The following is a 25,486-nucleotide window of genomic DNA, read 5'->3' on the forward strand; positions in this document are numbered from 1 at the left end:
TCATGCCTCGCGTGGGATGAAAATACTGCGGCTGCCGTGCCGCACGATATCGATCGGATGGTGCAGGCAGTCGCTCAGGATCGGCGCCTGCATCACGTCGTCGCGGGCCCCGGCCAGCCAGCGCCCGTCGCCCATCAGCAGCAGGGCGTGGGTGGAGATGCCATGAGCCAGGCTCAGGTCGTGGCCGATCATGACGACGGTCTTGCGCTGCTCGCGGCACAGCTTTGCCAGCAGTCCCATGACGCCGACCTGGTGCGCCAGGTCGAGCGCATTGGCCGGTTCGTCCAGCAGCAGCAGCGGCGTATCCTGCGCCAGCAGCGCCGCGATGGCCACGCGCTGGCGCTCGCCGCCGGACAGCGTACGCACGTCGCGCGTCGCCAGGTCGTCCACTTCCATCGATGCCAGGGCGCGCAGGGCGATCCGGTGATCGTCGCTGTTCTCCCAGTAGCTGCCCGCGTGGTAGGGATGGCGGGCCGACAGCACCGTTTCGATGACGGTGTAGGCAAAGGCGTCGCTGCGCGACTGCGCCAGGAAGGCGCGCTGGCGCGCCAGCGCTTCCAGCGGCCAGAGGGCGAGTGGGCGGCCCTGCATCAGCACCTGGCCGCCATCGGGTGGGCGCACGCCGGCCAGCGCGCGCATCAGGGTGCTTTTGCCGGCACCGTTGCGGCCGATGATGCTCCAGCATTCGGCGTCGCGCACCTGCCAGTCCAGGTTTTCGACCAGCGTGCGCGCGCCGATGCGCAGTTGCAGACGTTCGGTCGCGATCATCATTTGCGCAACCGATGCAGCTGGTACAGGAATACCGGCGCGCCCACCAGCGCCGTGATGACGCCCACAGGAAGCTGCTGCGGCGCGATGATCGTGCGCGACAGCGTATCGGCCAGCACGAGGTAGGCGCCGCCGGCCAGGGTGGCGGCGGGAATCAGCACGCGATGGTCCGGCCCGAACGCGAAGCGGCATGCGTGCGGCACGATCAGACCGACAAAGCCGATGCTGCCGGCCGTGGTGACGGCGCTGGCGGTCAGCAGGCCGGAACAGAAGAACAGGCCCTTGCGCAACGCGCCGACGCGGATGCCCAGCGTGGCGGCGGCTTCCGCATGCAGCGCAAGCACGTTCATCGAGCGCGCCATGCGCAGCGCGAACAGCAGTCCGGCGGCCAGGACGACCCAGGGCAGGGCCCGCAGTGGGGCCCCGGACAGGTCGCCGATCAGCCAGAACACCATGCCGCGCAGTTCGTTCTCGCCGGAGATCGACAGCATCAGCGACACCACCGCGGAGCCGGCGGACGACAGGATCACGCCTGTCAGCAGCAACAGCGCAGTGCCGCCTTCCGCGGCGCTGCCCGAGCGCAGGTCGCGCCGGGCCAGTAAATAGAGGAGCATGGAAATGACGACGGCACCGGCAAACGCGGCGGCGTCGACAACCCAGGCCGCACATGCGGCCATCAGCGCGGCCAGCGCACCGACGGCCGAGCCGGACGAAATGCCCAGCACGTAGGGATCGGCCAGCGGATTGCGAAGCAGTGCCTGCATCATGACGCCGGCCAGCGACAGCGCCGCGCCGGTGACGAAGGCCGACAGCGCACGGCTGGCGCGCAGGTCGAGCAGCGTAGCCGCCAGCGAGTCGGGACGGCGATGCAGCAACTCGTCCAGCGCGCCGGGGAGGTCGGCCAGCGGAATGGAAACGGAACCCGTCATCCCCGCGAAGAGCACACTGCCGACGCAAGCGAGCAGCAAGCCGGCAACGATGATGCCGGCACGCGAGCGCAGATTGGCCGAGGTTGGGTGCATGATTGTCCTGATTATCCTGCGCGGCCGGGGCAGCGTGCCCCGGCCGTTGAAGCACACTTACTTGAAGCCGTAGCGCACGCCGGCAAACGCCGTGGAGCCGCCCGTCTGGTAGTAACGCGCCAGTTCATACGCCTTGTCGGCCACGTTGTTCCAGCGGATCAGCGCCGACCAGTCACGCGCGAAGCGGTACGTGGCGTACAGGTTGACGGTGCCGTAGCCCGGCAGCGTGTTGCGGTTGGCGGCATCGTCGAAGCGCGCAGAGGACAGGTGCCATTCCACGCCACCGGTCAGGGGGCCGTTGACGTATTCCACGATCACGTTGGCGTGGCGCTTGGCGCGGCGCTGCAGGCGCTTGCCCGTCGTTTCGTCGCGCGGGTCCTGGAAGTCAATGTCCGCAGCCACCGAAAAGGCGCCGAACTGGCGGCGGGCGTTCAGCGTCAGGCCTTCCAGCAGGCCCTTGTTGACGTTGTACGCGCAGCCCCACGTATAGTCGTTCTTCTCGTCGCTCGGGAAGGGGCACGGCGTCGTGTTGACCAGCAGGTCGGTCAGCTTGTTGTGATAGTAGACAGCGCCCAGTTCCGTCGTGCCGTCGTTGTAGTGTGCGCCGATTTCCGCATTGCGGCCCTTCTCGGGGCGGTTGTTCTCGTTGCCGTAGCCCGAGTAATACAGCTCGTTGAAGGTGGGCGCACGGTAGCTGGTGCCAAAGCTGGCTTCGACGCGCAGTGCGTCGCTGACGCGGTAGCCATAGCCGAGCGAGCCGGTGGTGCGCGAGTGGTACTGCGAGCTGTCGTCGTTGCGCACGCCGATGTTGACGAGGTGGGCGCCGCGTTTCAGGCTGTAGGTCGCGGCATACGACTTGGTGGTGCGTTCCTTGTTCAGTTCCGTCGTCGTCCCGTCCGCCTCTTCCTTGCGGTGTTCGGCCAGCAGCTGCAGATTGTCACTGCCGATGCGGATGTCGTTCTGCCACGTGAACGTGGTCTGCTTCGAGTCGATCTGGCTGCCGCCGAACGGGCCGGGCGCGTAGAAGGAGCCGGACTTGTCGCGCGACTGCGCCGCCTGCAGGAACATCGTCCACTTGGGCGTGATGCGGTTGCGCGAGTAGGCCGCGAAGTTGCTCTGCACCTGCGTGCTGTAGGCGTCAAAAGCGCCGCTGTCGTAGTCGGCGGTCGTGTCGCTGTACAGGAAGACGCCGCCGACCTCGTGGCCGGGCGCGAGCTGCACGGAAACCTGGCCGGCGGCGCTCTTGCGGTGATAGCCGTCGTCGTCCGGGTTGTAGCTGGAGGACGGTGCGCGCGTGGCCGAGAAGCCCTCGGACAGTTCCTTGCCGACGGAGAGCGAGTAGCTCACGCGGTCGGTGCCACCGGAGATTGCCGCATCTGCCTCATAGGTGGCGTCGCTGCCGGCGCCGACAAATGCGGTGACGGCCGGGGCGCCCTTGCCCTTCTTGGTGAACAGCTGGATCACGCCACCGATGGCGTCGGCGCCATACAGCGTGGAGAGAGGGCCGTACACGATCTCGATATGGTCGATGGCCGACAGCGGAATCGCGCTCCAGTTGGCCGCGCCGCCCGAGACGGAACCGATGCGCACGCCGTCCACCAAGACGATGCTCTGGTTCGCGGATGCGCCGCGCAGCAGTACGCTGGCGTTGGTGCCGGGGCCGCCGTTGCGGGTCACTTCCAGGCCGCGCTGGCGCTGCAGCAACTCCGTCAGCGAGCCGACGCCGGCGTTGGCGATGTCTTGCGCGGAGATCGTCAGCGTGTCGGCGATGACTTCACTGGCTAGCTGCGGCGTGCGGCTGGCGGTCACGATGACGGAATCGATGGCGGTGGTCTGGGCGATGGCGCCTGGTGCGGCAAAGGCAGCGGAAACGGCGAAGGTGGCAGAAACGGCGAGCGCCGCGCGCGTGGCGCGGGGTGTTGCGGGAGAGGTCATGGTAAATCTTCTTCAATGTGCAACCGGCCCACTTCCCCGCGGGTCGGATGGAACAGAAGCGCGCGCCGGCGCTTCCACCTGGGTCCTGGCCGGTATCCGGGCTGGCAGGTATGGCCGTCTTACCTTCCCATGCGTCGTCGCGACAATGCACAGTGGTTGCTGAAGACGGCTGCCGCGCGATGCGCGGCGGCCTGCTTACCGTTGCGGGGCAGCATACGTTGGCCGCGCGACCGATGCCTGACGCGGCTTCGTATTTCCCGTTTAACTGCGTCCGAGAGACGGACGCGGGCACCAAAACCCCGTCATTATACGGGCATTGGCCCGTCCCCGGCGCCCGCCCACACCCGCGTGACGGCGCCATACGCGATCTGGTGCGGCGTGGCGGCAGCGGCCAGCGCGGCCTGCGCCAGCGGTGTGCCTGAGGCGAGAGCAGTCATCAGCCGGATAGTGCCGGCATGGCAGATGACGATTGCCGTGCCGGTGCCGTGGTGACGGATCGTGTCCATGGCGCAGGCAACACGCCTCGCCACTTCGAACACGTTCTCGCCGCCGCCGGGGCGGTAGCGCAGCAGGTCGGCGGCCCAGGCGTCGACTTCCCGGCGCGGGATGTCGTCCCATGCGCGCCCCTCCCAGGCGCCGAAATCCATCTCGGCCAGGTTGGCGTCGAACGCCACGTCGGCCGACAGCAGCCGCGCCAGCGCGGCGCAACGCTGCAAGGGGCTGCTGAACACGGGCGCGTGCGGCAGCCGCAGCGATGCGTGCACGCGCGTCAGCTCATCCTGCGCCACCGCCAGGTCGCTGCTGCCGTAGCAGATGCCGGTGTCGACGAGCGGACGGGGATGGCGAACCAGGAGCAGTTCCATCGTCAGCCCGGCAGGACGGCCAGCACGCACAGATAGAACACGGCTTCGCACAACTGCTGCACGGCGCCGAGGCAGTCGCCCGTATAGCCGCCCAGCCGGCGGGCGCATTTGCGGGCGAACCAGAGCGCAGTCGCAGCCATCGCCGCGATACCGACCGCGAGGTTGTGCCAATGCAGCGGCCCTGCCAGGGCGGCCAGCAGCAGCGGCGGCGCGCAGCACAGCGTGGCAATCGCGAATTCGCTGCCGCTCATCTGCTGCGCCAGCGGCTTGGCCTTGCCTTCGGCCCGCGCGTAATCCATGCGCCAGATCAGGCTTGCCGCCATCAGCCGGGAAAGCGGGTGGGCGACGATCAGCGCGGCCATGGCCTGCAGCGGCGGCAGGTGCGCCAGCGCCGTGCACTTCACGGCCAGCAGCAACAGGATACCGATGGCGCCATACGCGCCGATGCGCGAATCCTTCATGATCTCCAGCGCCCGTTCGCGGGTGACGCCACCGCCCAGGCCATCGCAGGCGTCGGCAAAGCCGTCTTCGTGGAAGGCGCCCGTCATATAAATAGACGCTGCGGTGGACAGCAGTACCGCCACCGCCGGCGGCAGCACGAGCGCCACCGCCCAGTAGATAGCTGCGGCAGCCGCGCCGACAACGAGGCCGACCAGCGGGAAGTAGCGCGACGCGTGATGCAGCCAGTCCGGCTCGAAGCCCACCCAGCGCGGAACGGGCAGTCGCGTGAAGAACTGCAGCGCCGTGAAGAAGAGGCGCAGCTGGTGCAGGAGCGGGGCCATTGCCGTCAGGCCGACTGTTCGCTGACGCGGGCCGATTCGAACGTGGCCATCCGGTTCAGGAAGTTGACGGCGGCATGCAGCAGCGGCAGTGCCAGCGCGCTGCCCGTGCCTTCGCCCAGGCGCAGGCCAAGGTTCAGCAGCGGCGTCGCGTCCAGCGCTTCGAGCAGCCGGCGGTGGCCATTTTCGCCGGAACAGTGCGCGAAGACGCAGTATTCAAGGATGGCGGGCTGGAGCCGCGCCGCCACGAGCAGTGCGCTGGTGACGATGAAGCCGTCGATCAGCAGCACCATGCGGCGTTCGGCCGCGCGCAGCATGGCGCCTGCCATCATGGCGATCTCGAAGCCGCCGAACGTGGCCAGCACGTCAAGCGGTGCGGTAACGCCGGCATGCCGGGCCACAGCGGCCTCGATGACTTCCTGTTTGCGCCGCACGCCCGCTTCGGACAGGCCGGTGCCGGCGCCCGCGCAGGCGGCGACGGGTATTCCGGTCAGCTTGTGCATCAGCGCCGCGGCGGCTGTCGTGTTCCCGATGCCCATCTCGCCGAAGCCGATCACATTGCCGGGCAAGGCGTCCACCAGTGCCATTCCGTGCTCCAGCGCCCGCGCGCACTGGCCGGACGTCATCGCCGGTTCGTGCGCGAAATTGCGCGTGCCCGGGGCCACCTTGCGGTCGACCAGTCCCGCACGCGGCCCGAACTCATGGGCGACGCCGGCATCGACGACCTGCAGCGCGCACCCGTTATGCGCGGCGAAGACATTGATCGCGGCCCCGCCGGCCAGGAAGTTTTCGACCATCTGCCATGTCACGTCCTGCGGATAGGCCGATACGCCTTCGGCCACGATGCCGTGGTCGGCCGCGAAGACGAGCAGGGCGGGGGCTGCCAGCGCCGGGGTGGTGGTCCCATGGATCATGCCGATCTGCCGCGCCAGCGCTTCCAGCATTCCCAGGCTGCCCAGCGGCTTGGTCTTGTTGTCGATGGCGCTCGCCAGACGGTCGGCGAGGTCGGGCTGAAAGGGGGAGACGATGGCTGGAAGCGTCATGGCGGTGGCGTGGCAGGCGTGATCGGAAGACCGGAATTATAATGGCGCATGCGCCTGCTCATCATCGAAGACAATCCCGACATCGTCGCCAACCTGTATGGTTTCCTGGAACCGAAAGGCTACGTGCTCGATTTCGCCGGTAACGGCTATGGCGGGCTGGCGCTGGCCGCCCAGCACGAGTACGACGCCGTGGTACTCGACGTCATGCTCCCTGGCCTGAACGGGCTGGAACTGTGCCAGAAACTGCGCGGTGAGCTGCGCAAGGCCACGCCGGTGCTGATGCTGACGGCGCGCGACACGCTGCAGGACAAGGTGGCGGGCTTCGACAGCGGCGCGGACGACTACCTGGTCAAGCCGTTCTCGCTGGTCGAACTGGAAGTGCGTCTGCGCGCGCTGGTGCGCCGCGCGCGCGGCTCGCACGGCGGCAGCGCCGTGCTGACGGTGGGCGAACTGTCGTTCGATACGGAGACATTCGAGGCGCGGCGCGCCGGCCGGCCGCTGGCGCTGACGAAAACCGGCTACACGATTCTGAAACTGCTGATGAAGGAAGCGCCTAAAGTGGTGTCGCGCGACACGGTGGCGCATGAGGTGTGGGGCGACAACCCGCCGGACAGCGATGCGTTGCGTGTGCATATCCATGCGCTGCGGCAGGCGCTCGACAAACCGTATCCCTTCGCGATGCTGCGCACGATTTCCGGCATCGGCTACAAGCTGGTGACGTCCGATGAGCAAACCTGAATCGATGCGGCGGCAGATCACCGTCGCCTACCTGAAGTTTGCCGCCGCGTCGACGCTGTTTTTCGCCATCATCGCCGCCGTGGCGGTGGAAGGGATCGAAGTGCGCCTGGTCGACGAGCGGCTGGAGGAGGTTGCGTCGTGGGCAAGTCCCCGTTATGCAGGCAAGCTGCCCGTCGAGATGCCGGCCGGGATCAGCTTCCACCATGGCGCGGGCATTCCCCGCTCGCTGCGCGGCCTGCCGGACGGGGTCCAGGAAATCGAGGTGGATGGGGTCGATCTGCACGTATTGAAAGGACACGATGGTCTGGGCGAATTCGTCGTGGTCGATCATGACAGCGATTACGAGCAGATCGAACTGGTCGTGTATTCCATGTTCGGCGTGGCGTTCCTGGGCTTCCTGGGCTGCTCGCTGATGCTGGGCCGCTACGTGGGCAATCGCGTCGTCAACCCGATCGTCGAACTGGCCCAGGCGGTGGACCGGCGCGCGTCGCGGCTGCCGATGGGAGAGCGTGCGGATGAACTGGGGCTGCTGTCGCGCACCATCGCCGGCCATACGGGCGAACTGCGGCAATTCCTCGATCGCGAGCGCTTTTTCACGGGGGACGTCAGCCACGAGTTGCGCACGCCGCTGACGGTGATCGCGGGCGCCGCCGAGGTGCTGATGGCGCAGACCGAGCGCGAGCCGGCGCTGTACGCGCCGGCCGAACGGATCTACCGCGCCGCGCGCGAAGCGACGGACGTGACCAGCATGCTGCTGCGCCTCGCGCGCGCGCCCGACCAGCTGGAGTGGGCGGGGATGTCGGCGGCGGCGCTGGCCCGCGCTGAAGTGGCCAGGTACCAGCCGCTGGTCGTTGGCCGGCCGCTGGCGCTGACTTACACGGGCGGGGACGATTTCACCATTCACGGCGTGCGTGAGCTGGTGCTGGCCGCTATCGGCAACCTGGTGCGCAACGCCTGTCAGTACACGGAACGGGGCACCGTGGAGGTCAGTCTGTCGGGCCGCGCGGTGATCGTCGAGGACACCGGGCCCGGCCTGCCGGCGGCGGCGCGGGCACGCCTGAACAACGAACCGATTCCGGCGGATGCGCGCGGTTCGTCCGGCACCGGCCTGGGTCTCGGACTGGTACAACGGATCTGCGCACACCTTGGCGCCACGCTGGCGTTGCGCGAACGGGCGGCTGGCACACGCTTTGAAATTCACTTTCCGGAAGAATTAACGAGCACTTAACCGGTGCTTGACGTGGCGTTTACCCGACGGCGGCTATCTTCGATACCTGTCCTTCGGAGCCCGTACCTTGAAACCTGTTTCCCTGCCGCGCGTCAGCGGCCCAATGTTGACGCTGGGCGCGTCCGCTTTTCTCGTATTGGCCTACAACGCCAGTTTCTGGAAGACGTTTGCGTCGGCCACGGGCGGCGTCCATGCCGGCAACGTGCCGATGTATCTCGGTGCGTTCCTCATGCTGGTACTGCTGTTCAATGCCATCCTCACGCTGTTCAATTTCCGTTTTGTCATCAAGCCGCTGCTGGCGGTGCTGTTCCTGGGCGCTTCCGCGGCAAGCTATTTCATGAACGAATACGGCGTCGTCATCGATGCCTCGATGGTGCAGAACGTACTCGAAACGGATCCGAAGGAAGCGCACGAGCTGCTTAGCTGGAAGATGCTGGAAACGGTGACCTTGCTGGGGGTATTGCCGTCGCTGCTGGTCTGGCGCCTGCCGCTGGTGTTCCGGCCGATCCGACGCGATTTGCTGTTGAAGGCCGCAACCGTCGTAGTGTCGCTGATTGCCGGCGCCGGCCTGCTGCTCTTGATGTTCAAGGTGCTGGCGCCGGCCGTGCGCGAGCACCGCGAATTGCGGTTCCTGCTGACGCCCACGAACATGTTCCAGGCGACGCACGGTTATCTGAAGCGCAAATGGGCAGCGCCACTCGTGATTGCGCCGCTGGGGACGGATGCGGCGCATGGGCCCAAATGGGCCGCGCTAGCCGGGCAGGGCAAGCGTACAGTCACGGTGATTGTTGTCGGCGAGACGGCGCGGGCGATGAATTTTTCGCTGAATGGCTATACCAGGACGACCAATCCGCTGATGTCGGGCCAGCAGGGGCTGATTAACTTCCGCAATGTGAGCTCCTGTGGCACCGCGACGGCTGTATCCGTGCCATGCGTGTTCTCCGGCCAGACCCGGGACGATTATTCTGCCGATAAAGCGCTGCGCCAGGAAGGATTGCTGGATGTGCTGCATCACGCCGGGTTCGACGTGCTGTGGCGGGACAATAATTCCGGCTGCAAGGGTGTTTGCGATCGCATCAGGTATGAAGACGTATCCCACCCTGTGCCGGGCGACCCGCTGTGCAATGATGAAGAGTGCTATGACGAGCGGCTGCTGCGCGGCCTGCCGGACTTGATTCGCAATCCGCGGAAGGATCTCGTCATCGTACTGCACCAGAAAGGCAGCCATGGGCCCGCCTACTGGAAACGCTATCCGGCGGCGTTCGGCAAATTTGGCCCGGTATGCCAGACAAACGAGCTGGAGCAGTGCTCACGTGAATCGATCGTCAACGGCTACGATAATACGATTCTGTACACGGATTACTTCCTCAGCAAGACGCTGGACATCCTGCGCGCAAGCGCGGCGGACGGGAGCGTGGACACGGCGATGTTGTATTTCTCCGATCACGGTGAATCGCTCGGCGAGAAGAATATGTATCTGCACGGCGCGCCGTACATTATCTCGCCGGCGGAGCAGCGCACGGTGCCGATGATGCTCTGGCTGTCCGATGGGTACCGGCAGCGCTCCGATATCGACCAGCAGTGCCTGGCGGCGCGCAGCACGCAGGCGTTCTCGCACGATAACGTGTTTCATTCCGTACTGGGTCTGCTCGATGTAAGTACCGCTGTCTATAACCCCAAGCTGGACATCACTCACGCCTGCGCCCGTGGAATCTGACTCGATAGCTGTTTCCGGTGCGCGCCAGTTCTGGCGTGCGGCCGGCGCGATGGTGCTGTCCGCACTCCTGATTCTCTGGATCGGTAGCAATACCGATATCGACCTTGCGCTGGCGGATGCGGCATACGATGCCGCAACGCACAGCTTTCCCATGCAGCACGCGTGGATTGCCGAGCAGTTCAACCATGTGATGTTGAAAACGGTACTGTCCTTGCTGGGAGCAACTGCGGTCCTGCTGACGCTATGGGACGCTTGGCGGCCCTGTCGCAGCTGGACTGCATCGCGCCGTACCGGTATGCGCGTGGTTGCCATGTCCGCCGTGCTGGTCCCGTCCGTTATCGGTTTGATGAAGCATGCCAGCGTTTCGCACTGCCCCTGGGATCTGCAGCGCTATGGCGGCACCCAACCTTATGTCCGCCTGCTGGAATGGATGCCGGCGGGGATCGAGGCAGGGCATTGCATGCCTGCCGGTCACGCGTCGAGTGCGTTATGGCTGATTTCCATCGCCGCATTCTGGTGGCCGCAACGCCGCCGTACGGCGATATTCGTCGCGGGAACGATGCTGATGCTGGGGCTTGCGGTTGGCTGGTTGCAGCAACTGCGTGGGGCACACTTTTTGACGCATACGCTGTGGTCGGCTTGGGTGGCCTGCGTCGTCGTCGGTGCCATCTACGTTTTTAACACGAAGGGGCTTGCGCGACTGCGCAGGGTTCGATATGATTCTGTCCCTGCCGCAACGCAGACGTGAAAACGAAACGATGCGACAGTGTGAAGCCCCGCAGTGCGGGGCTGAACAAAGTGCCTTGAGCGGCGCTGAACGAAGAAAAAAGAGAGTTGACGAGCTGCACGAAACACCGCATAATCTCATCTCTCTGCTGCTGACAAACACAACGATTTGTCGGGTTCCGAAAGGATCGCAGCAAGCGCCTCCGGGCAGAATTCTTTAACAATCAACAGTCGATAAGTGTGGGCGTTTGATGTGAGTGTGCCCGGGACTTCGGTCCCGATACTCAAAATATAGCATCAAGCGCTCGCAAGAAATTTAACGTGACCTCGCAAGAGGAACGTCAGATTCTTGAGAGTGAATTTCTCCCAGTGGGAGGAATTCAAGACTACGTCCATTTATGGATGTTAAACAGAGATTAAACTGAAGAGTTTGATCCTGGCTCAGATTGAACGCTGGCGGCATGCTTTACACATGCAAGTCGAACGGTAACAGGGAGCTTGCTCCGCTGACGAGTGGCGAACGGGTGAGTAATATATCGGAACGTACCCAAGAGTGGGGGATAACGTAGCGAAAGTTACGCTAATACCGCATACGATCCAAGGATGAAAGCAGGGGACCGCAAGGCCTTGTGCTCCTGGAGCGGCCGATATCTGATTAGCTAGTTGGTAGGGTAAAGGCCTACCAAGGCATCGATCAGTAGCTGGTCTGAGAGGACGACCAGCCACACTGGAACTGAGACACGGTCCAGACTCCTACGGGAGGCAGCAGTGGGGAATTTTGGACAATGGGCGCAAGCCTGATCCAGCAATGCCGCGTGAGTGAAGAAGGCCTTCGGGTTGTAAAGCTCTTTTGTCAGGGAAGAAACGGGTGCGGCTAATATCTGCATCTAATGACGGTACCTGAAGAATAAGCACCGGCTAACTACGTGCCAGCAGCCGCGGTAATACGTAGGGTGCAAGCGTTAATCGGAATTACTGGGCGTAAAGCGTGCGCAGGCGGTTTTGTAAGTCTGTTGTGAAATCCCCGGGCTTAACCTGGGAATGGCAATGGAGACTGCAAGGCTAGAGTTTGGCAGAGGGGGGTAGAATTCCACGTGTAGCAGTGAAATGCGTAGAGATGTGGAGGAACACCGATGGCGAAGGCAGCCCCCTGGGTCAAGACTGACGCTCATGCACGAAAGCGTGGGGAGCAAACAGGATTAGATACCCTGGTAGTCCACGCCCTAAACGATGTCTACTAGTTGTCGGGTCTTAATTGACTTGGTAACGCAGCTAACGCGTGAAGTAGACCGCCTGGGGAGTACGGTCGCAAGATTAAAACTCAAAGGAATTGACGGGGACCCGCACAAGCGGTGGATGATGTGGATTAATTCGATGCAACGCGAAAAACCTTACCTACCCTTGACATGTACGGAAGCCACGAGAGATCGAGGTGTGCTCGAAAGAGAACCGTAACACAGGTGCTGCATGGCTGTCGTCAGCTCGTGTCGTGAGATGTTGGGTTAAGTCCCGCAACGAGCGCAACCCTTGTCATTAGTTGCTACGAAAGAGCACTCTAATGAGACTGCCGGTGACAAACCGGAGGAAGGTGGGGATGACGTCAAGTCCTCATGGCCCTTATGGGTAGGGCTTCACACGTCATACAATGGTACATACAGAGGGCCGCCAACCCGCGAGGGGGAGCTAATCCCAGAAAGTGTATCGTAGTCCGGATTGTAGTCTGCAACTCGACTGCATGAAGTTGGAATCGCTAGTAATCGCGGATCAGCATGTCGCGGTGAATACGTTCCCGGGTCTTGTACACACCGCCCGTCACACCATGGGAGCGGGTTTTACCAGAAGTAGGTAGCTTAACCGCAAGGAGGGCGCTTACCACGGTAGGATTCGTGACTGGGGTGAAGTCGTAACAAGGTAGCCGTATCGGAAGGTGCGGCTGGATCACCTCCTTTCTAGAGTCGGCACGGATCAGCAATGATCGTGCATCAAACGCTCACACTTATCGACTGTTGTTAGAGAAACAGCAACAAGCGCGGGTCTGTAGCTCAGCTGGTTAGAGCACCGTGTTGATAACGCGGGGGTCGTTGGTTCGAGCCCAACCAGACCCACCAGGATTCATCCGGGGGATTAGCTCAGCTGGGAGAGCACCTGCTTTGCAAGCAGGGGGTCGTCGGTTCGATCCCGTCATCCTCCACCATCGCTTCTGTTGAAAGTCCAAACGCAAGTAATCAAGATACTTTCGTTTGATCTTTTAGAGATCACTGCTGTTTCGTTCTTTAACAATCTGGAAGAAGTAAAGTTTTATTGAATGCATGAGACATCATGTGTTCAGGGTAGTAATAAAGCTCATCAAAACACAGTAGTAAATGCTTGAACCGATAGCCGTCAAGGTTATAGGGACAAGTGAATAAGTGCACATGGTGGATGCCTTGGCGATTACAGGCGATGAAGGACGTAGTAGTCTGCGATAAGCTACGGGGAGCTGACAAACGAGCTTTGATCCGTAGATTTCCGAATGGGGAAACCCACCCTTTTAGGGTATCACTCACTGAATACATAGGTGTGTGAGGCGAACGCGGCGAACTGAAACATCTAAGTAGCTGCAGGAAAATAAATCAACCGAGATTCCCAAAGTAGTGGCGAGCGAAATGGGATGAGCCTGCATATGATAGTCGGACTGATAGTGGAAGCCTCTGGAAATAGGCGCCATAGTGGGTGATAGCCCCGTACGCGAAATCAGACCGGTGGTACTAAGTATGCGACAAGTAGGGCGGGACACGAGAAATCCTGTCTGAAGATGGGGGGACCATCCTCCAAGGCTAAATACTCGTAATCGACCGATAGTGAACCAGTACCGTGAGGGAAAGGCGAAAAGAACCCCGGGAGGGGAGTGAAATAGATCCTGAAACCGTGTGCATACAAACAGTCGGAGCGGACTTGTTCCGTGACGGCGTACCTTTTGTATAATGGGTCAGCGACTTACATTCAGTAGCGAGGTTAACCGAATAGGGGAGCCGCAGAGAAATCGAGTCCGAACAGGGCGCTAGTTGCTGGGTGTAGACCCGAAACCAAGTGATCTACCCATGGCCAGGTTGAAGGTGCGGTAACACGCACTGGAGGACCGAACCCACTAATGTTGAAAAATTAGGGGATGAGCTGTGGGTAGGGGTGAAAGGCTAAACAAACTTGGAAATAGCTGGTTCTCTCCGAAAACTATTTAGGTAGTGCCTCAAGTATCACCATCGGGGGTAGAGCACTGTTATGGCTAGGGGGTCATCGCGACTTACCAAACCATTGCAAACTCCGAATACCGATGAGTGCGAGCTTGGGAGACAGACATCGGGTGCTAACGTCCGGTGTCAAGAGGGAAACAACCCAGACCGCCAGCTAAGGTCCCAAAGATTGGCTAAGTGGAAAACGAAGTGGGAAGGCTAAAACAGTCAGGATGTTGGCTTAGAAGCAGCCATCATTTAAAGAAAGCGTAATAGCTCACTGATCGAGTCGTCCTGCGCGGAAGATGTAACGGGGCTAAGCCAGTCACCGAAGCTGCGGATATGCGTAAGCATATGGTAGGAGAGCGTTCTGTAAGCCTGCGAAGGTGTCTTGTAAAGGATGCTGGAGGTATCAGAAGTGCGAATGCTGACATGAGTAGCGATAATGCGGGTGAAAAGCCCGCACGCCGTAAGCCCAAGGTTTCCTGTTCAACGTTCATCGGAGCAGGGTGAGTCGGCCCCTAAGGCGAGGCAGAGATGCGTAGCTGATGGGAAGCAGGTTAATATTCCTGCACCGTCGTATGATGCGATGGGGGGACGGATCGCGGAAGGTTGTCTGACTGTTGGAATAGTCAGTTTCTGGTTCATAGAAGGTGCTTAGGCAAATCCGGGCACGTAATTCAAGGGACTGGGACGAGGAACTTAGGTTCTGAAGCAATCGGAAGTGGTTCCAAGAAAAGCCTCTAAGCTTCAGTCATACGAGACCGTACCGCAAACCGACACAGGTGGGCGAGATGAGTATTCTAAGGCGCTTGAGAGAACTCGGGAGAAGGAACTCGGCAAATTGGTACCGTAACTTCGGGAAAAGGTACGCCCTTGTAGCTTGACCACTTTACTGTGGAAGGGTGAACGGGTTGCAATAAACTGGTGGCTGCGACTGTTTAATAAAAACACAGCACTCTGCAAACACGAAAGTGGACGTATAGGGTGTGACGCCTGCCCGGTGCTGGAAGATTAAATGATGGGGTGCAAGCTCTTGATTGAAGTCCCAGTAAACGGCGGCCGTAACTATAACGGTCCTAAGGTAGCGAAATTCCTTGTCGGGTAAGTTCCGACCTGCACGAATGGCGTAACGATGGCCACACTGTCTCCTCCCGAGACTCAGCGAAGTTGAAGTGTTTGTGATGATGCAATCTACCCGCGGCTAGACGGAAAGACCCCATGAACCTTTACTGTAGCTTTGCATTGGACTTTGAACCAATCTGTGTAGGATAGGTGGGAGGCTTTGAAGCGGGGACGCCAGTTCTCGTGGAGCCAACCTTGAAATACCACCCTGGTTTGTTTGAGGTTCTAACCTTGGTCCGTGATCCGGATCGGGGACAGTGCATGGTAGGCAGTTTGACTGGGGCGGTCTCCTCCTAAAGTGTAACGGAGGAGTTCGAAGGTACGCTAGGTACGGTCGGACATCGTGCTAATAGTGCAATGGCATAAGCGTGCTTAACTGCGAGACCGACAAGTCGAGCAGGTACGAAAGTAGGACATAGTGATCCGGTGGTTCTGTATGGAAGGGCCATCGCTCAACGGATAAAAGGTACTCTGGGGATAACAGGCTGATTCCTCCCAAGAGTTCATATCGACGGGGGAGTTTGGCACCTCGATGTCGGCTCATCACATCCTGGGGCTGTAGCCGGTCCCAAGGGTATGGCTGTTCGCCATTTAAAGTGGTACGTGAGCTGGGTTTAAAACGTCGTGAGACAGTTTGGTCCCTATCTGCCGTGGGCGTTGGAAATTTGAAGGGGGCTGCTCCTAGTACGAGAGGACCGGAGTGGACGAACCTCTGGTGTACCGGTTGTCACGCCAGTGGCATTGCCGGGTAGCTAAGTTCGGAAGAGATAACCGCTGAAAGCATCTAAGCGGGAAACTTGCCTTAAGATGAGATTTCCCAGAGCCTTGAGCTCTTTGAAGGGTCGTTCGAGACCAGGACGTTGATAGGTCAGGTGTGGAAGTGCAGTAATGCATTAAGCTAACTGATACTAATTGCCCGTACGGCTTGTCCCTATAACCTTGACGGTTGTGGCAAGCATTTACCTGTGTGAGCTTTAACGAGTATTACCCCAACTTTACTTCTTCCAGATTAAGCGCTGCCGTTGCCCAACAGGGAACGACAGCGTGTACAAGTCATGCCTGATGACCATAGCAAGTCGGTCCCACCCCTTCCCATCCCGAACAGGACCGTGAAACGACTTTGCGCCGATGATAGTGCTGCAACCAGTGTGAAAGTAGGTTATCGTCAGGCTGTTATACCGGGAAAAGCCCACCAGTGATCTGGTGGGCTTTTTTCATTTCTGCTTCATATTCCCATCACGCCGCCGACTTGGCGCACCGTCCCGAACCGTCGCTCCGCCGGGCACTGCCCGACGTCGCACTTTGCGCCGATTGCTCCGCCCGCCACTGGCGGACGTCGCTGCTGCAACCAGTGTGAAAGTAGGTTATCGTCAGGTTGTTATACCGGGAAAAGCCCACCAGTTATCTGGTGGGCTTTTTTCATTTCCGCTTCATGTTCCATCACGCCGCCGACTCGGCGCACCGTCCCGAACCGTCGCTCCGCCGGGCACTGCCCGACGTCGCACTTTGCGCCGATTGCTCCGCCCGCCACTGGCGGACGTCGCTGCTGCAACCAGTGTGAAAGTAGGTTATCGGCAGGCACCGATTTTTCCCGCCATCGGTGCCCCATATTCACTGGCGAAGGTTGGCTGCTTGTCATCACCCCGTCACGCCGCCCTCGTAGACTCCGCCATTTGTCTTCCGGAGATCCGCCCATGAACCTGCCCCGCCTTTCACTGCTGTCCTTTGCCGTCGCGTTGACCGCCTGTGGAGGGGGCAGCGATAACAGCCCGGCCGTCATCGCGCCCGCGCCGGCACGCATCAGCGGTACGTTCCTCGACAGCGCGGTGGAAGGACTGGACTATGTGGCTGGCACGGCGGCCCGCGCGACAACCACGGCGACGGGCGGGTTCACTTGCGCGGCCGGCGAGACGGTCAGTTTCTCGGTCGGTGCCATCAACCTGGGCAGCGCACCATGCGCGGCGACCCTGACGCCGCTGCAGCTGGCCGGCAGCAAGGACGCCAGCGACACCAAAGTCGGCAACCGCCTGCTCGCCCTGCAACTGCTGGACGAAGACGGCGAACCCTCGAACGGTATCCGCATCGCCGGCGAAGTTCGCACCGCACTGGCGGACAAGCGCATCGACTTCGATGGTGCTGCCGCAGCCTTTGACCCGGCGCTGGCCGCCGTGCTGGCGGCTGCCGGCGGCAAGTACGCCACCCGCACCGTCGACGCCGAGCGGCGCATGCTGGCGCGCGAGCATTTCGAAGACACGTTGGCCGCGAAACTGAACACGCCCGCGGTCGAGAAGTTCACGCAAGGCGCCGTCGAGGTCAGCGTCACCCGCTATCAGATCGCGGCCGACAGCAAATTCCATATTCCATACGAAGGCAACAATGCCGGCGTGAAGGCGGACTTCCCACAAGGGTTCCTGCCATCGTTCGGCTCTTCGCTCGCGTTCAAGGGCATGAACGCGAATGGCGACATGGAGTTCTACGGACTGACGGACCGGGGTCCTAACGGCGATGGGCCCAACGTCCCATCGCTGGACGGCAAAGGCACCACCGGCAGCAAGATCTTCCCGGCGCCATCCTTTACACCGTCGGTCGGCATCATCACCGTCGGTAAGCAGGGCGCTGTGCTCAGCTCCGTCTTGCCGATCAGGATGACGGCGACGGCCAACGCCACCGGCCTGCCGATTCCCGAAGGCTCGCTCGGCAATTCGGCCGAGATCCCGGTGTTGGACGCGATGCGTTTCGACCCCGCCGGCAAGGCCGCGTTCAACGCCAACGGCATCGATAGCGAGGCGGTCGTGCTGGACAAGAAACGCAACGCGTTGTGGATCTCCGATGAATACGGGCCGTTCATCGTCAAGGTGGACGCATCGACTGGCATCGTGCAGAACCGCTACGCCGCCGGCACAGGCCTGCCGAAAATTTTCGCCAAGCGCCGTGCCAACCGTGGCATGGAAGGCCTGACGCTGGACACCGCGACAGACCGCCTGCACGGTTTCCTGCAAAGCCCGCTGACGGACGGCAGCGCCCCGTATGCCGTCACGGGCAAGAACGAACAGGTCGAACGCTTCGCGCGCTTTACGCGCTGGATCGAGTTCGATCCGTCCGCAGGCACGACGACCAGGATGTTTGCCTATCCCATCGGGGCGGCCGACTATCAGGATGGCCGCACAGGTAACGCGAAACTGGGCGACGTGGTCGCACTGGGCAACGGCAAATTCATCGTGATCGAACAGGGCACAGGTCCGAAAGGCAAAGTATTCAACAAGCTGATGCTCGTCGAGATCGGTGCCGCCACCGACATCTCCACCACCTCGTTCAACGCCGACACGTCCGATCTGGAGAAGAGCTCGATGGCCGGTGACGCCGTGAACGGCGCGGACTGGGCCAAGGTCGTACCGCTGAAGAAAACGGAGCTCCTGGACCTGAACGCGATCGGCTGGCTGGCCGAGAAGGCCGAGGGCCTGACGATCGTCGACGCCAACACCCTGGCGATCGCCAACGACAACGACTTCGGACTGAGGACCAGGGTGTTCACCGCGAACGGCCAGGCCGTGGCGGACGCCGATGTCGCCAAGTGCAACGTGGACGCGAATGGCACGATCGTCACCAGCAGTGCCGCCGGCTGCAACGCCGCCAATACCATCCGCGTTGCGCGTGGCGCCGATGCTGAGCGGCCGAGCCGCCTGTGGCTGCTCAAGTTCGGCAAGGCGCTCACCACGTATTAATGGCAGCCTACAGCAGCGACTCGATCGGCAGCATGGACATGAAGAACACGCCGGCACGCTCCCCCAGGCTCGTGCCCGGCTCGACGTCGTGGCGCACCACTGTTTTTCCCTGGCGCTCCAGCCAGTAAAGTGCTCCGTCAGGCGCCAGCCGAACTTCGTAAGCCTCGGTCGGCATCCGCCTGTCGAATGCATCAAGAATGCGGTCGGCCAAGGCTGGACTGTCGATCACAAAGCCCATCTCGGTATTGAGCCTGGAAGAGCGCGGGTCGAAATTGAAGGAGCCGATAAACACACGGGCGCGGTCCACCGTGAAGGTCTTGCTGTGGAGGCTGGAATCCGAACTGCCGCCCAGGCCCCGCATTCGCTTTTTTGCGGAGTTCTGGCTCAGGCGACGCAGCTCGAAGAGCGATACGCCGGCTTCGAGCAGCTCCTTGCGGTGCCTGGCATAACCGGCATGCACCGCGGCGACGTCCGTCGCTTCCAGTGAGTTGGTCAGCACCCTGACCTTGACGCCGCCCTGGGCCAGCTCCACGAGTGCATCCGTTCCAACGTCCGTGGGCACGAAATAGGGCGAGACCAGATTCAGTTCCTTGACCGGCTCCCCCATGCGCTTTTTGAGCTTGTTGACAACAAGGGTGCGAGGCTCGGCCAGCCCAAGTCCCTTGGCGGGATCGTCGCTGATCATGCGCGTTACCGCCCAGTCAAAACTCAAGCTGCCCGCCGCGAAGTTTTTGGCAAATGTGGCGTTACGCAGGGCACGGACATAAGCTTCTGCGCGCGCGCTTTGCTCAATGCTCAGGGCAATCGTCTCGAGTTCCTCCAGTGCCTTTTCGCCCACGGTTGGCAGCAGGCCCGCCGCCGGGTAGGACGAGTCGCTGTTCCAGTATCGGTCGAAGTCTTTCGACACCTCGGTGACGACGGGGCCGATGGCCATCACATCGAGGTCGGCAAACAGGACATCGTCGGCCGCACCAAAATACGCATCGCCGACATTGCGGCCGCCAACGATTGTGGCCTGGTTATCCGCAGTAAACGACTTGTTGTGCATGCGCCGGTTGGCACGATGGAAGTCGGTGAGGTAACCGAGGGCACGCGTGCCGCGGTTAGCGAATGGATTGAACAGGCGGACTTCGATCAGCGCATGTGCATCCAGGGCCGCCAACAGGGCATCCAGGCCGGTCGTATTGTTATCATCGAGCAGCAACCTGACCCTGACACCCCGATCGGCCGCACGGCGCAGGGCGGCGAACAGTAACGTGCCGGTCATGTCGTCGTGCCAGATGTAGTACTGGACATCGAGCGTACGCTCGGCGGCCTGGGCAAGCAGTGCGCGCGCGGCAAAAGCATCGCGCCCATCGGACAGCGCGTACACACCGGACTTGCCCGGATGGGCCATGATCCCTGCGGCATGGGCGAGAGCAAGCCGGGTGCCGCCGGTATTCGGATCGGTTGTAGAACTGGTCCGGTCCGTCAGCGATGGCAGGGCATTGCACCCGGACAGAAAAACCAGCATCAGGCCAAGCGCGACGGCGCCCAGGGCAATGGTCAGGCGCGGACGCGAGTTCGGGTTCATGCCAGGCCGGTCATCAGAGATTGAGCACGAATGCGCTCAACAGAGCCAGGGCTTTGGCCACTGTCTGCGCGGCAGGCGACGTCAGTGCCCAGCCCCATCCGGCCGAGTGAAACATCAGTCTGGAAAAGACTTCTACTACGTTCATAGTTGCTTTCATATTGTGTCATTCGCTCGACAACGGGACGTGCCAGCGGCAGAACCGTTGGCAATACACTCGCTCAACATGGTTCCAGGCAGCACTATCACCGTTTGCCCGCTGCAGCTCCGTTCGGTACCGCGCACAGTTACAACGGTTGGTGTCAAGTGGAAATATGTTGACCGGCGGCTACTTGCAATGTGCTACTCTTCCCCCTTCGGCCCGCCCAATCACCACAAGACAACCTGTCGAACGCCTTGTATGCACGACCCAAACCAGAACCATCTCCTCGCTGCCCTTCTCGACACCGAGTTTCATCGCCTTTCCCCACACCTTCAGTCGGTACCGTTACGGCTAGGCGACGTGCTGTGCGAATCCGGCGCTACGCTGGAATACGTGTACTTCCCGACAACGGCGATCATCTCTTTGCATTACCTGCTGGAGAACGGCGGTTCGTCTGAAATCGCCGGCGTCGGCAATGAGGGGATGTTGGGGGTGTCTCTCTTCATGGGGGGCGGTACCACACCGAGCAGGGCCGTGATCCAGACCGGTGGCCATGGCTATCGGTTGCCCGTACGGATCCTGATGGAGGAATTCAACCGCTCCGGTCCGGTAATGCGCCTGCTGTTGCGCTATACCCAGGCATTGCTCACCCAGATGGCGCAGACCGCCGTCTGCAACCGCCACCATACCGTGGAGCAGCAGCTGTGCCGCTGGTTGCTGCTGACGCTCGACCGGCTGGGGGCTGGCGAACTGACGATGACCCAGGAACTGATTTCCAATATGCTGGGTGTGCGCCGGGAAGGTGTCACCGAAGCGGCCGGGCGACTGCAGGGCCGTGGCTACATCAGTTATCGTCGCGGCCACATCACGGTCATTGACCGTGCCGGGCTGGAGGTGGACGTGTGCGAATGCTATGACGTCGTCAAGAAGGAATTCGGGCGGCTGTTGTCGGACGTGCGCCATCGCCAGCCAGGGGATCTGCCCAAGCGGGCTGCCTGACAGCGCAACTGCCACCATCCCGACGCGTGCACTGATGCAATACATTAAACATTTTCTGGTTGGACGACCGTTGGCGATGGGCTTTGCGGCCATGTTGGCCGTTACTTTGCTCGTTGGTTCGATTGCTCTCGCCGGGCAGCTTCAACTGGGCATGGCGATACTGTCGGGTTGCCTGGCTGGCTTGCTGTTGCTGGCCAGGCGCCAACGGCGTGAACCGACCGCGACGTCGCGCACCCCGCTGCTGAAAGCGGGCGCCCTGCAGGACGCGATTTTCAACAGCGCCAATTTCTCGACGATCGCTACCGATGCGGACGGTGTCATACAGGTATTCAATGTGGGCGCGCAGCGCATGCTCGGCTATGCCCCCGAAGACATGATCAACAAGTTGACGCCCGCCAGTATTTCGGACGCGCAAGAATTGATCGACCGCGCAAGGCTCCTCAGTATCGAGTTCGATACGACAATTCGTGCCGGCTTCGAAGCGCTCGTCTACAAGGCGTTACGGGGCATTGAGGATATCTATGAACTGACCTGCATCCGTGCGGACGGCACGCGCTTCCCGGCACTCGTGTCGGTTACAGCCTTGCATGGCGCCGCGGACGAGATCATCGGTTTCCTGTTGATCGGCACCGACAATACGGCCCGCAAGCAAATCGAAGCCGAACAGGCTCTTCTGGACCAACGGCTGCGCGACCAGCATTTCTATACGCGCTCGCTGATCGAATCGAATATCGATCCGCTGATCACGACCGACACGCGCGGCATGATCAGCGACGTCAATCACCAGATGGAGCTGTTGACGGGACGCACGCGCGCCGAGCTGATCGGCGCACCGTTCCAGAGTTGCTTTACCGAGCCGCAGCGCGCCGAGGAAGCAATCACGCGCGTGCTGCAGGAAAGCAAGGTCACGAATTACGAACTGACGGCGCTGGCCCGCGATGGCCAGAAGACGGTGGTGTCGTTCAATGCCACTACCTTTCACGACCGCGAGCGCAGGTTGCAAGGGGTGTTTGCGGCGGCGCGCGATGTCACGGAGCGCAAGCATTTCGAGCACGCCCTGCAAGAGACCAATATCGAACTGCAGCTCGCCAGGGAAGCGGCTGAAAAAGCCAACCGTGCGAAATCCGAATTTCTGTCGAGCATGAGCCATGAGCTGCGCACGCCGCTCAACGCGATCCTTGGTTTTGCCCAGCTGCTGGAATCGGAAGTGCCGGCCCCGGCCCCGTCCAGCAGCGCTCGATCGACCAGATCCTCAAGGGCGGCTGGTATCTGCTGCGCCTGATTAACGAGATACTCGACCTGTCCATGATCGAGGCTGGCAAGGTGACGATGTCCCAGGAGTCGATGTCAATCAACGACGTGCTGCAGGACTGCCGGGAAATGATCGCGCCCCAGGCCGAAAAACGCCGGATTGCCTTGGAGTTCCCGGAGCTGGACAACTTATTTTATGTCCATGCCGACCGCACCCGGGTCAAGCAGGTCATGATCAACCTGCTGTCGAATGCGATCAAGTACAACGGCGTCGGCGGCACCGTCAGCGTCCACTGCGGCGCAGGGGCGAATGAGCGCATCCGTGTCAGCGTCAAGGACACGGGCGCCGGCCTGTCGGCCGCACAGCTGGCGCAGCTGTTCCAGCCCTTCAACCGTCTTGGCCAGCATGACGGTGGCGAAGAAGGAACGGGCATTGGTCTTGTCGTGACCAAGCAGCTGGTCGAGCTGATGGGGGGCCGGATCGGCGTCGAAAGCGAAGTGGCCGCCGGGACGACTTTCTGGGTCGAGTTTGCGGCAGCGGTACCGCCTGCTCTCGCACTCGACAACATCGAAGAAGGCTCGATCGAACGCCGGCCGCCTTCGTCTTCGGACCAGCCGACGTTGCTGTATGTCGAAGACAACCCCGCCAATCTTGCGCTCGTCGAGCAGCTGATTGCGCGCCGGGGCGACCTGAAACTGATCACCGCGATCGATGGCCATCTCGGCATCGAACTGGCGCGCGCCTACCTGCCCGACCTGATTCTGATGGATATCAATCTGCCCGGCATCAGTGGCTACGGGGCATTGAAATGCCTGCGGGACGATCCCCTGACCGCCCACATACCAGTGCTGGCGCTGTCGGCCAATGCCGTCCCGCGGGACATCGAAAAAGGCCTCGAAGCAGGTTTCTTCCGTTACCTTACCAAGCCGATCCGCATCCACGAATTCATGGATGCGCTGGACGTCGCCTTGCTGCATATGGCAAACAGTAACCTGCCAGGGCCGGCTGAACATGGCCAATAACGGATTGCTGCCGCAAATTTTAAGGAACCACCCAATGCTTGAACCCGCTGAAATTCTGGACGCTACCATTCTGATCGTCGATGACCAGGAAGCGAACGTGTCGCTACTCGAGCAAATGTTGCGCAACGAGGGCTACAAGAACATCACGACGACCCAGTTTCCGCGTGAAGTTTTCGCGCTGCACGAGCAACAGCGCTTCGACCTGATCCTGCTCGACTTGCAGATGCCGGAAATGGATGGTTTCGAGGTCATGGAAGGGCTGAAGAAGATCGAGCACGGCAGTTATCTGCCGGTGCTTGTCATCACTGCCCAGCCGGCACACAAGCTGCGGGCGTTGAAGGCAGGAGCGAAAGACTTTGTCAGCAAGCCCTTCGATTTTGTCGAGGTACAAACGCGTATCTACAATATGCTGGAGGTTCGTCTGCTGTATCGCCGGCTCGATGACCACAACCGGGTGCTCGAACAGACGGTGCTGGAACGGACTGCCGAATTGCGCCAGAGCGAAGCACGGTTCCAGCGCTTCACGGAACTGTCATCGGACTGGTACTGGGAGCAGGATGCCACCGGCAAGCTGACGCAATTCTCCGGCCCGGTCGAGGAAATGCTCGGTATCGGCAACGGCGCAACGACGGAAGAACTGGCGGCAGCAGGCTGGAATATGCAGGAGCGGGCCACGCTCGACGATAAGATCGCCAACAGACAACCGTTCCTGGATTTCATCTGCAGCCGCACCTTGCCGAATGGGCGCCTCCAGTATCTGCAGATCAGCGGCGAGCCGATATTCGACGCGGCCAGCGCCTTTTGCGGCTATCGTGGCATCGGGCTGGACGTCAGCGAGCGCATGCAACGGGCGTAACGGCGGCATCCGCCTTTAACCGGGCGTGCGTACCGCTCGCCAGCCCGGCTGTCTCCTTCAGGCCGGCTCTCGCGCCGATTCCAGGCCGGCACGTTAAATTTCCTAATGTTCGGTTCCGTACGGAACTCATCGATGCGGTGGTGCATGATGGCTTCACTCTTTGACAGCCGCTGAGCCCCACCCGGCGAACGCGACTGTCGCCTCCGACCTGCCACTCCCGCCCTGCGGAACGCGTGCCCGACGCCGTCGAGCCGTTCTGCCCAAAGCGGCGTACGCCCACAAAAGGATTTTTCATGAAACATGCACTCATCTTGCTCGCACTCGCCTCCACCATTTCCCTGTCGGCTTGTCAGCGCGACACCCCGCCGCCGGTTGTACAAGTCGTCGCCGGTCCTGCCGGTGCGCCTGGCGCTACCGGTGCCACGGGCGCGACGGGTGCCCAGGCTGCCACCGGCGCCACTGGCGCCACTGGCGCTGCAGGTCAAAGCGGCGCGACTGGCGCTGCCGGCTACGATGGCGCCAAAGGCGACACTGGCAGCACGGGTGCCACCGGCTACGACGGTGCCACTGGTGCGACTGGTGACGCGGGCGCCACCGGCGCCACCGGCGACAACGGTGCAAAAGGCGACAAGGGCACGACCGGCGACACGGTAGTCGTATTGCCGCAGCGCTGATCTTTCCATAACGGGCCAGCCGGAGATAGCAACCGGGGGAACGAATGCTGATCGTGTGCGCCCCTCCTGCCGGATCGCAGATAATGCGGACAGGAG

Annotated in this window: 15 protein-coding genes, 2 tRNA genes, 3 rRNA genes, 1 pseudogene and 1 riboswitch; of the genes and pseudogenes, 14 read left to right on the top strand and 7 right to left on the bottom strand. The window is 61.5% G+C overall.

Annotation, left to right across the window (positions count from 1 at the left end; genetic code table 11):
- The 6 genes from E1742_RS19800 to cobT all read right to left on the bottom strand — a co-directional run bounded on the left by E1742_RS19800 (position 1) and on the right by cobT (position 6,410).
- The gene (locus E1742_RS19800; protein WP_134388249.1) at positions 1–768 is read right to left on the bottom strand and encodes an ABC transporter ATP-binding protein; all 768 of its coding nucleotides are present in this window, start codon (positions 766–768) and stop codon (positions 1–3) included.
- Entirely contained in the window at positions 768–1,790 is a 1,023-nt protein-coding gene (locus E1742_RS19805) for a FecCD family ABC transporter permease (protein WP_134386878.1), read from the bottom strand. Before E1742_RS19805 ends, E1742_RS19800 begins: the two co-directional genes overlap by 1 nt.
- Before the next feature lie 57 nt (positions 1,791–1,847).
- Positions 1,848–3,725, bottom strand: coding sequence for a TonB-dependent receptor plug domain-containing protein (locus E1742_RS19810; RefSeq protein WP_134386879.1), 1,878 nt, complete (start codon positions 3,723–3,725; stop codon positions 1,848–1,850).
- A 70-nt stretch (positions 3,726–3,795) separates the two neighbouring features.
- Positions 3,796–4,036: riboswitch (cobalamin riboswitch) on the bottom strand.
- On the bottom strand, positions 4,031–4,588 hold the full coding sequence (locus E1742_RS19815) for a histidine phosphatase family protein (protein WP_134386880.1): 558 nt from the start codon (positions 4,586–4,588) through the stop codon (positions 4,031–4,033). (Overlaps the previous riboswitch by 6 nt.)
- Before the next feature lie 2 nt (positions 4,589–4,590).
- Complete coding sequence (locus tag E1742_RS19820) at positions 4,591–5,370, bottom strand: adenosylcobinamide-GDP ribazoletransferase (protein ID WP_134386881.1); 780 nt, start codon at positions 5,368–5,370, stop codon at positions 4,591–4,593.
- A 5-nt stretch (positions 5,371–5,375) separates the two neighbouring features.
- Positions 5,376–6,410, bottom strand: a complete 1,035-nt coding sequence (gene cobT, locus E1742_RS19825; RefSeq protein ID WP_134386882.1) for a nicotinate-nucleotide--dimethylbenzimidazole phosphoribosyltransferase — start codon at positions 6,408–6,410, stop codon at positions 5,376–5,378.
- Between the two features lie 48 nt (positions 6,411–6,458).
- Between cobT and E1742_RS19830 the strand changes: the two genes are divergently transcribed.
- From E1742_RS19830 to E1742_RS19875, 10 genes are all read left to right on the top strand, one after another.
- Positions 6,459–7,148, top strand: coding sequence for a response regulator transcription factor (locus E1742_RS19830; protein WP_134386883.1), 690 nt, complete (start codon positions 6,459–6,461; stop codon positions 7,146–7,148).
- Positions 7,135–8,376 (top strand): sensor histidine kinase, encoded by a 1,242-nt coding sequence (locus E1742_RS19835; protein WP_134386884.1) that lies wholly within the window; start codon positions 7,135–7,137, stop codon positions 8,374–8,376. Before E1742_RS19830 ends, E1742_RS19835 begins: the two co-directional genes overlap by 14 nt.
- 67 nt (positions 8,377–8,443) lie before the next feature.
- On the top strand, positions 8,444–10,093 hold the full coding sequence (locus E1742_RS19840) for a phosphoethanolamine transferase (RefSeq protein ID WP_229466117.1): 1,650 nt from the start codon (positions 8,444–8,446) through the stop codon (positions 10,091–10,093).
- The gene (locus E1742_RS19845) at positions 10,083–10,841 is read left to right on the top strand and encodes a phosphatase PAP2 family protein (RefSeq protein WP_229466119.1); all 759 of its coding nucleotides are present in this window, start codon (positions 10,083–10,085) and stop codon (positions 10,839–10,841) included. The genes E1742_RS19840 and E1742_RS19845 overlap by 11 nt, the downstream gene beginning before the upstream one ends.
- A 396-nt stretch (positions 10,842–11,237) precedes the next feature.
- Positions 11,238–12,768, top strand: a 16S ribosomal RNA gene (locus tag E1742_RS19850).
- Between the two features lie 82 nt (positions 12,769–12,850).
- Positions 12,851–12,927, top strand: a tRNA-Ile gene (locus E1742_RS19855).
- 10 nt (positions 12,928–12,937) lie between these two features.
- Positions 12,938–13,013, top strand: a tRNA-Ala gene (locus E1742_RS19860).
- A 200-nt stretch (positions 13,014–13,213) separates the two neighbouring features.
- A 23S ribosomal RNA gene (locus tag E1742_RS19865) occupies positions 13,214–16,086 on the top strand.
- Positions 16,087–16,211: 125 nt separating this feature from the next.
- Positions 16,212–16,324, top strand: a 5S ribosomal RNA gene (gene rrf / locus E1742_RS19870).
- The 16S, 23S and 5S rRNA genes sit together here with 2 tRNA genes alongside, the layout of an rRNA operon.
- A gap of 523 nt (positions 16,325–16,847) precedes the next feature.
- Positions 16,848–18,875 carry an esterase-like activity of phytase family protein gene (locus E1742_RS19875; protein ID WP_229466121.1) on the top strand — a complete coding sequence of 676 codons (2,028 nt, stop codon included), beginning with the start codon at positions 16,848–16,850 and terminating at the stop codon, positions 18,873–18,875.
- A 7-nt stretch (positions 18,876–18,882) separates the two neighbouring features.
- Here the strand turns inward: E1742_RS19875 and E1742_RS19880 are convergent, their stop codons facing one another.
- Positions 18,883–20,448, bottom strand: a complete 1,566-nt coding sequence (locus E1742_RS19880) for a phospholipase D family protein (RefSeq protein WP_134386885.1) — start codon at positions 20,446–20,448, stop codon at positions 18,883–18,885.
- Between the two features lie 397 nt (positions 20,449–20,845).
- Between E1742_RS19880 and E1742_RS19885 the strand changes: the two genes are divergently transcribed.
- The 4 genes and pseudogenes from E1742_RS19885 to E1742_RS19900 all read left to right on the top strand — a co-directional run bounded on the left by E1742_RS19885 (position 20,846) and on the right by E1742_RS19900 (position 25,390).
- Positions 20,846–21,586, top strand: coding sequence for a Crp/Fnr family transcriptional regulator (locus tag E1742_RS19885; protein ID WP_134386886.1), 741 nt, complete (start codon positions 20,846–20,848; stop codon positions 21,584–21,586).
- A gap of 34 nt (positions 21,587–21,620) precedes the next feature.
- A pseudogene (locus tag E1742_RS19890) lies at positions 21,621–23,860 on the top strand (PAS domain-containing hybrid sensor histidine kinase/response regulator).
- 34 nt (positions 23,861–23,894) lie between these two features.
- Entirely contained in the window at positions 23,895–24,716 is an 822-nt protein-coding gene (locus tag E1742_RS19895) for a response regulator (RefSeq protein WP_134386887.1), read from the top strand.
- A gap of 293 nt (positions 24,717–25,009) precedes the next feature.
- On the top strand, positions 25,010–25,390 hold the full coding sequence (locus E1742_RS19900; RefSeq protein WP_134386888.1) for a collagen-like triple helix repeat-containing protein: 381 nt from the start codon (positions 25,010–25,012) through the stop codon (positions 25,388–25,390).
- Positions 25,391–25,486: the final 96 nt, after the last annotated feature.

It is taken from the genome of Pseudoduganella plicata (genome assembly GCF_004421005.1).
GTDB lineage: Bacteria > Pseudomonadota > Gammaproteobacteria > Burkholderiales > Burkholderiaceae_D > Rugamonas > Rugamonas plicata.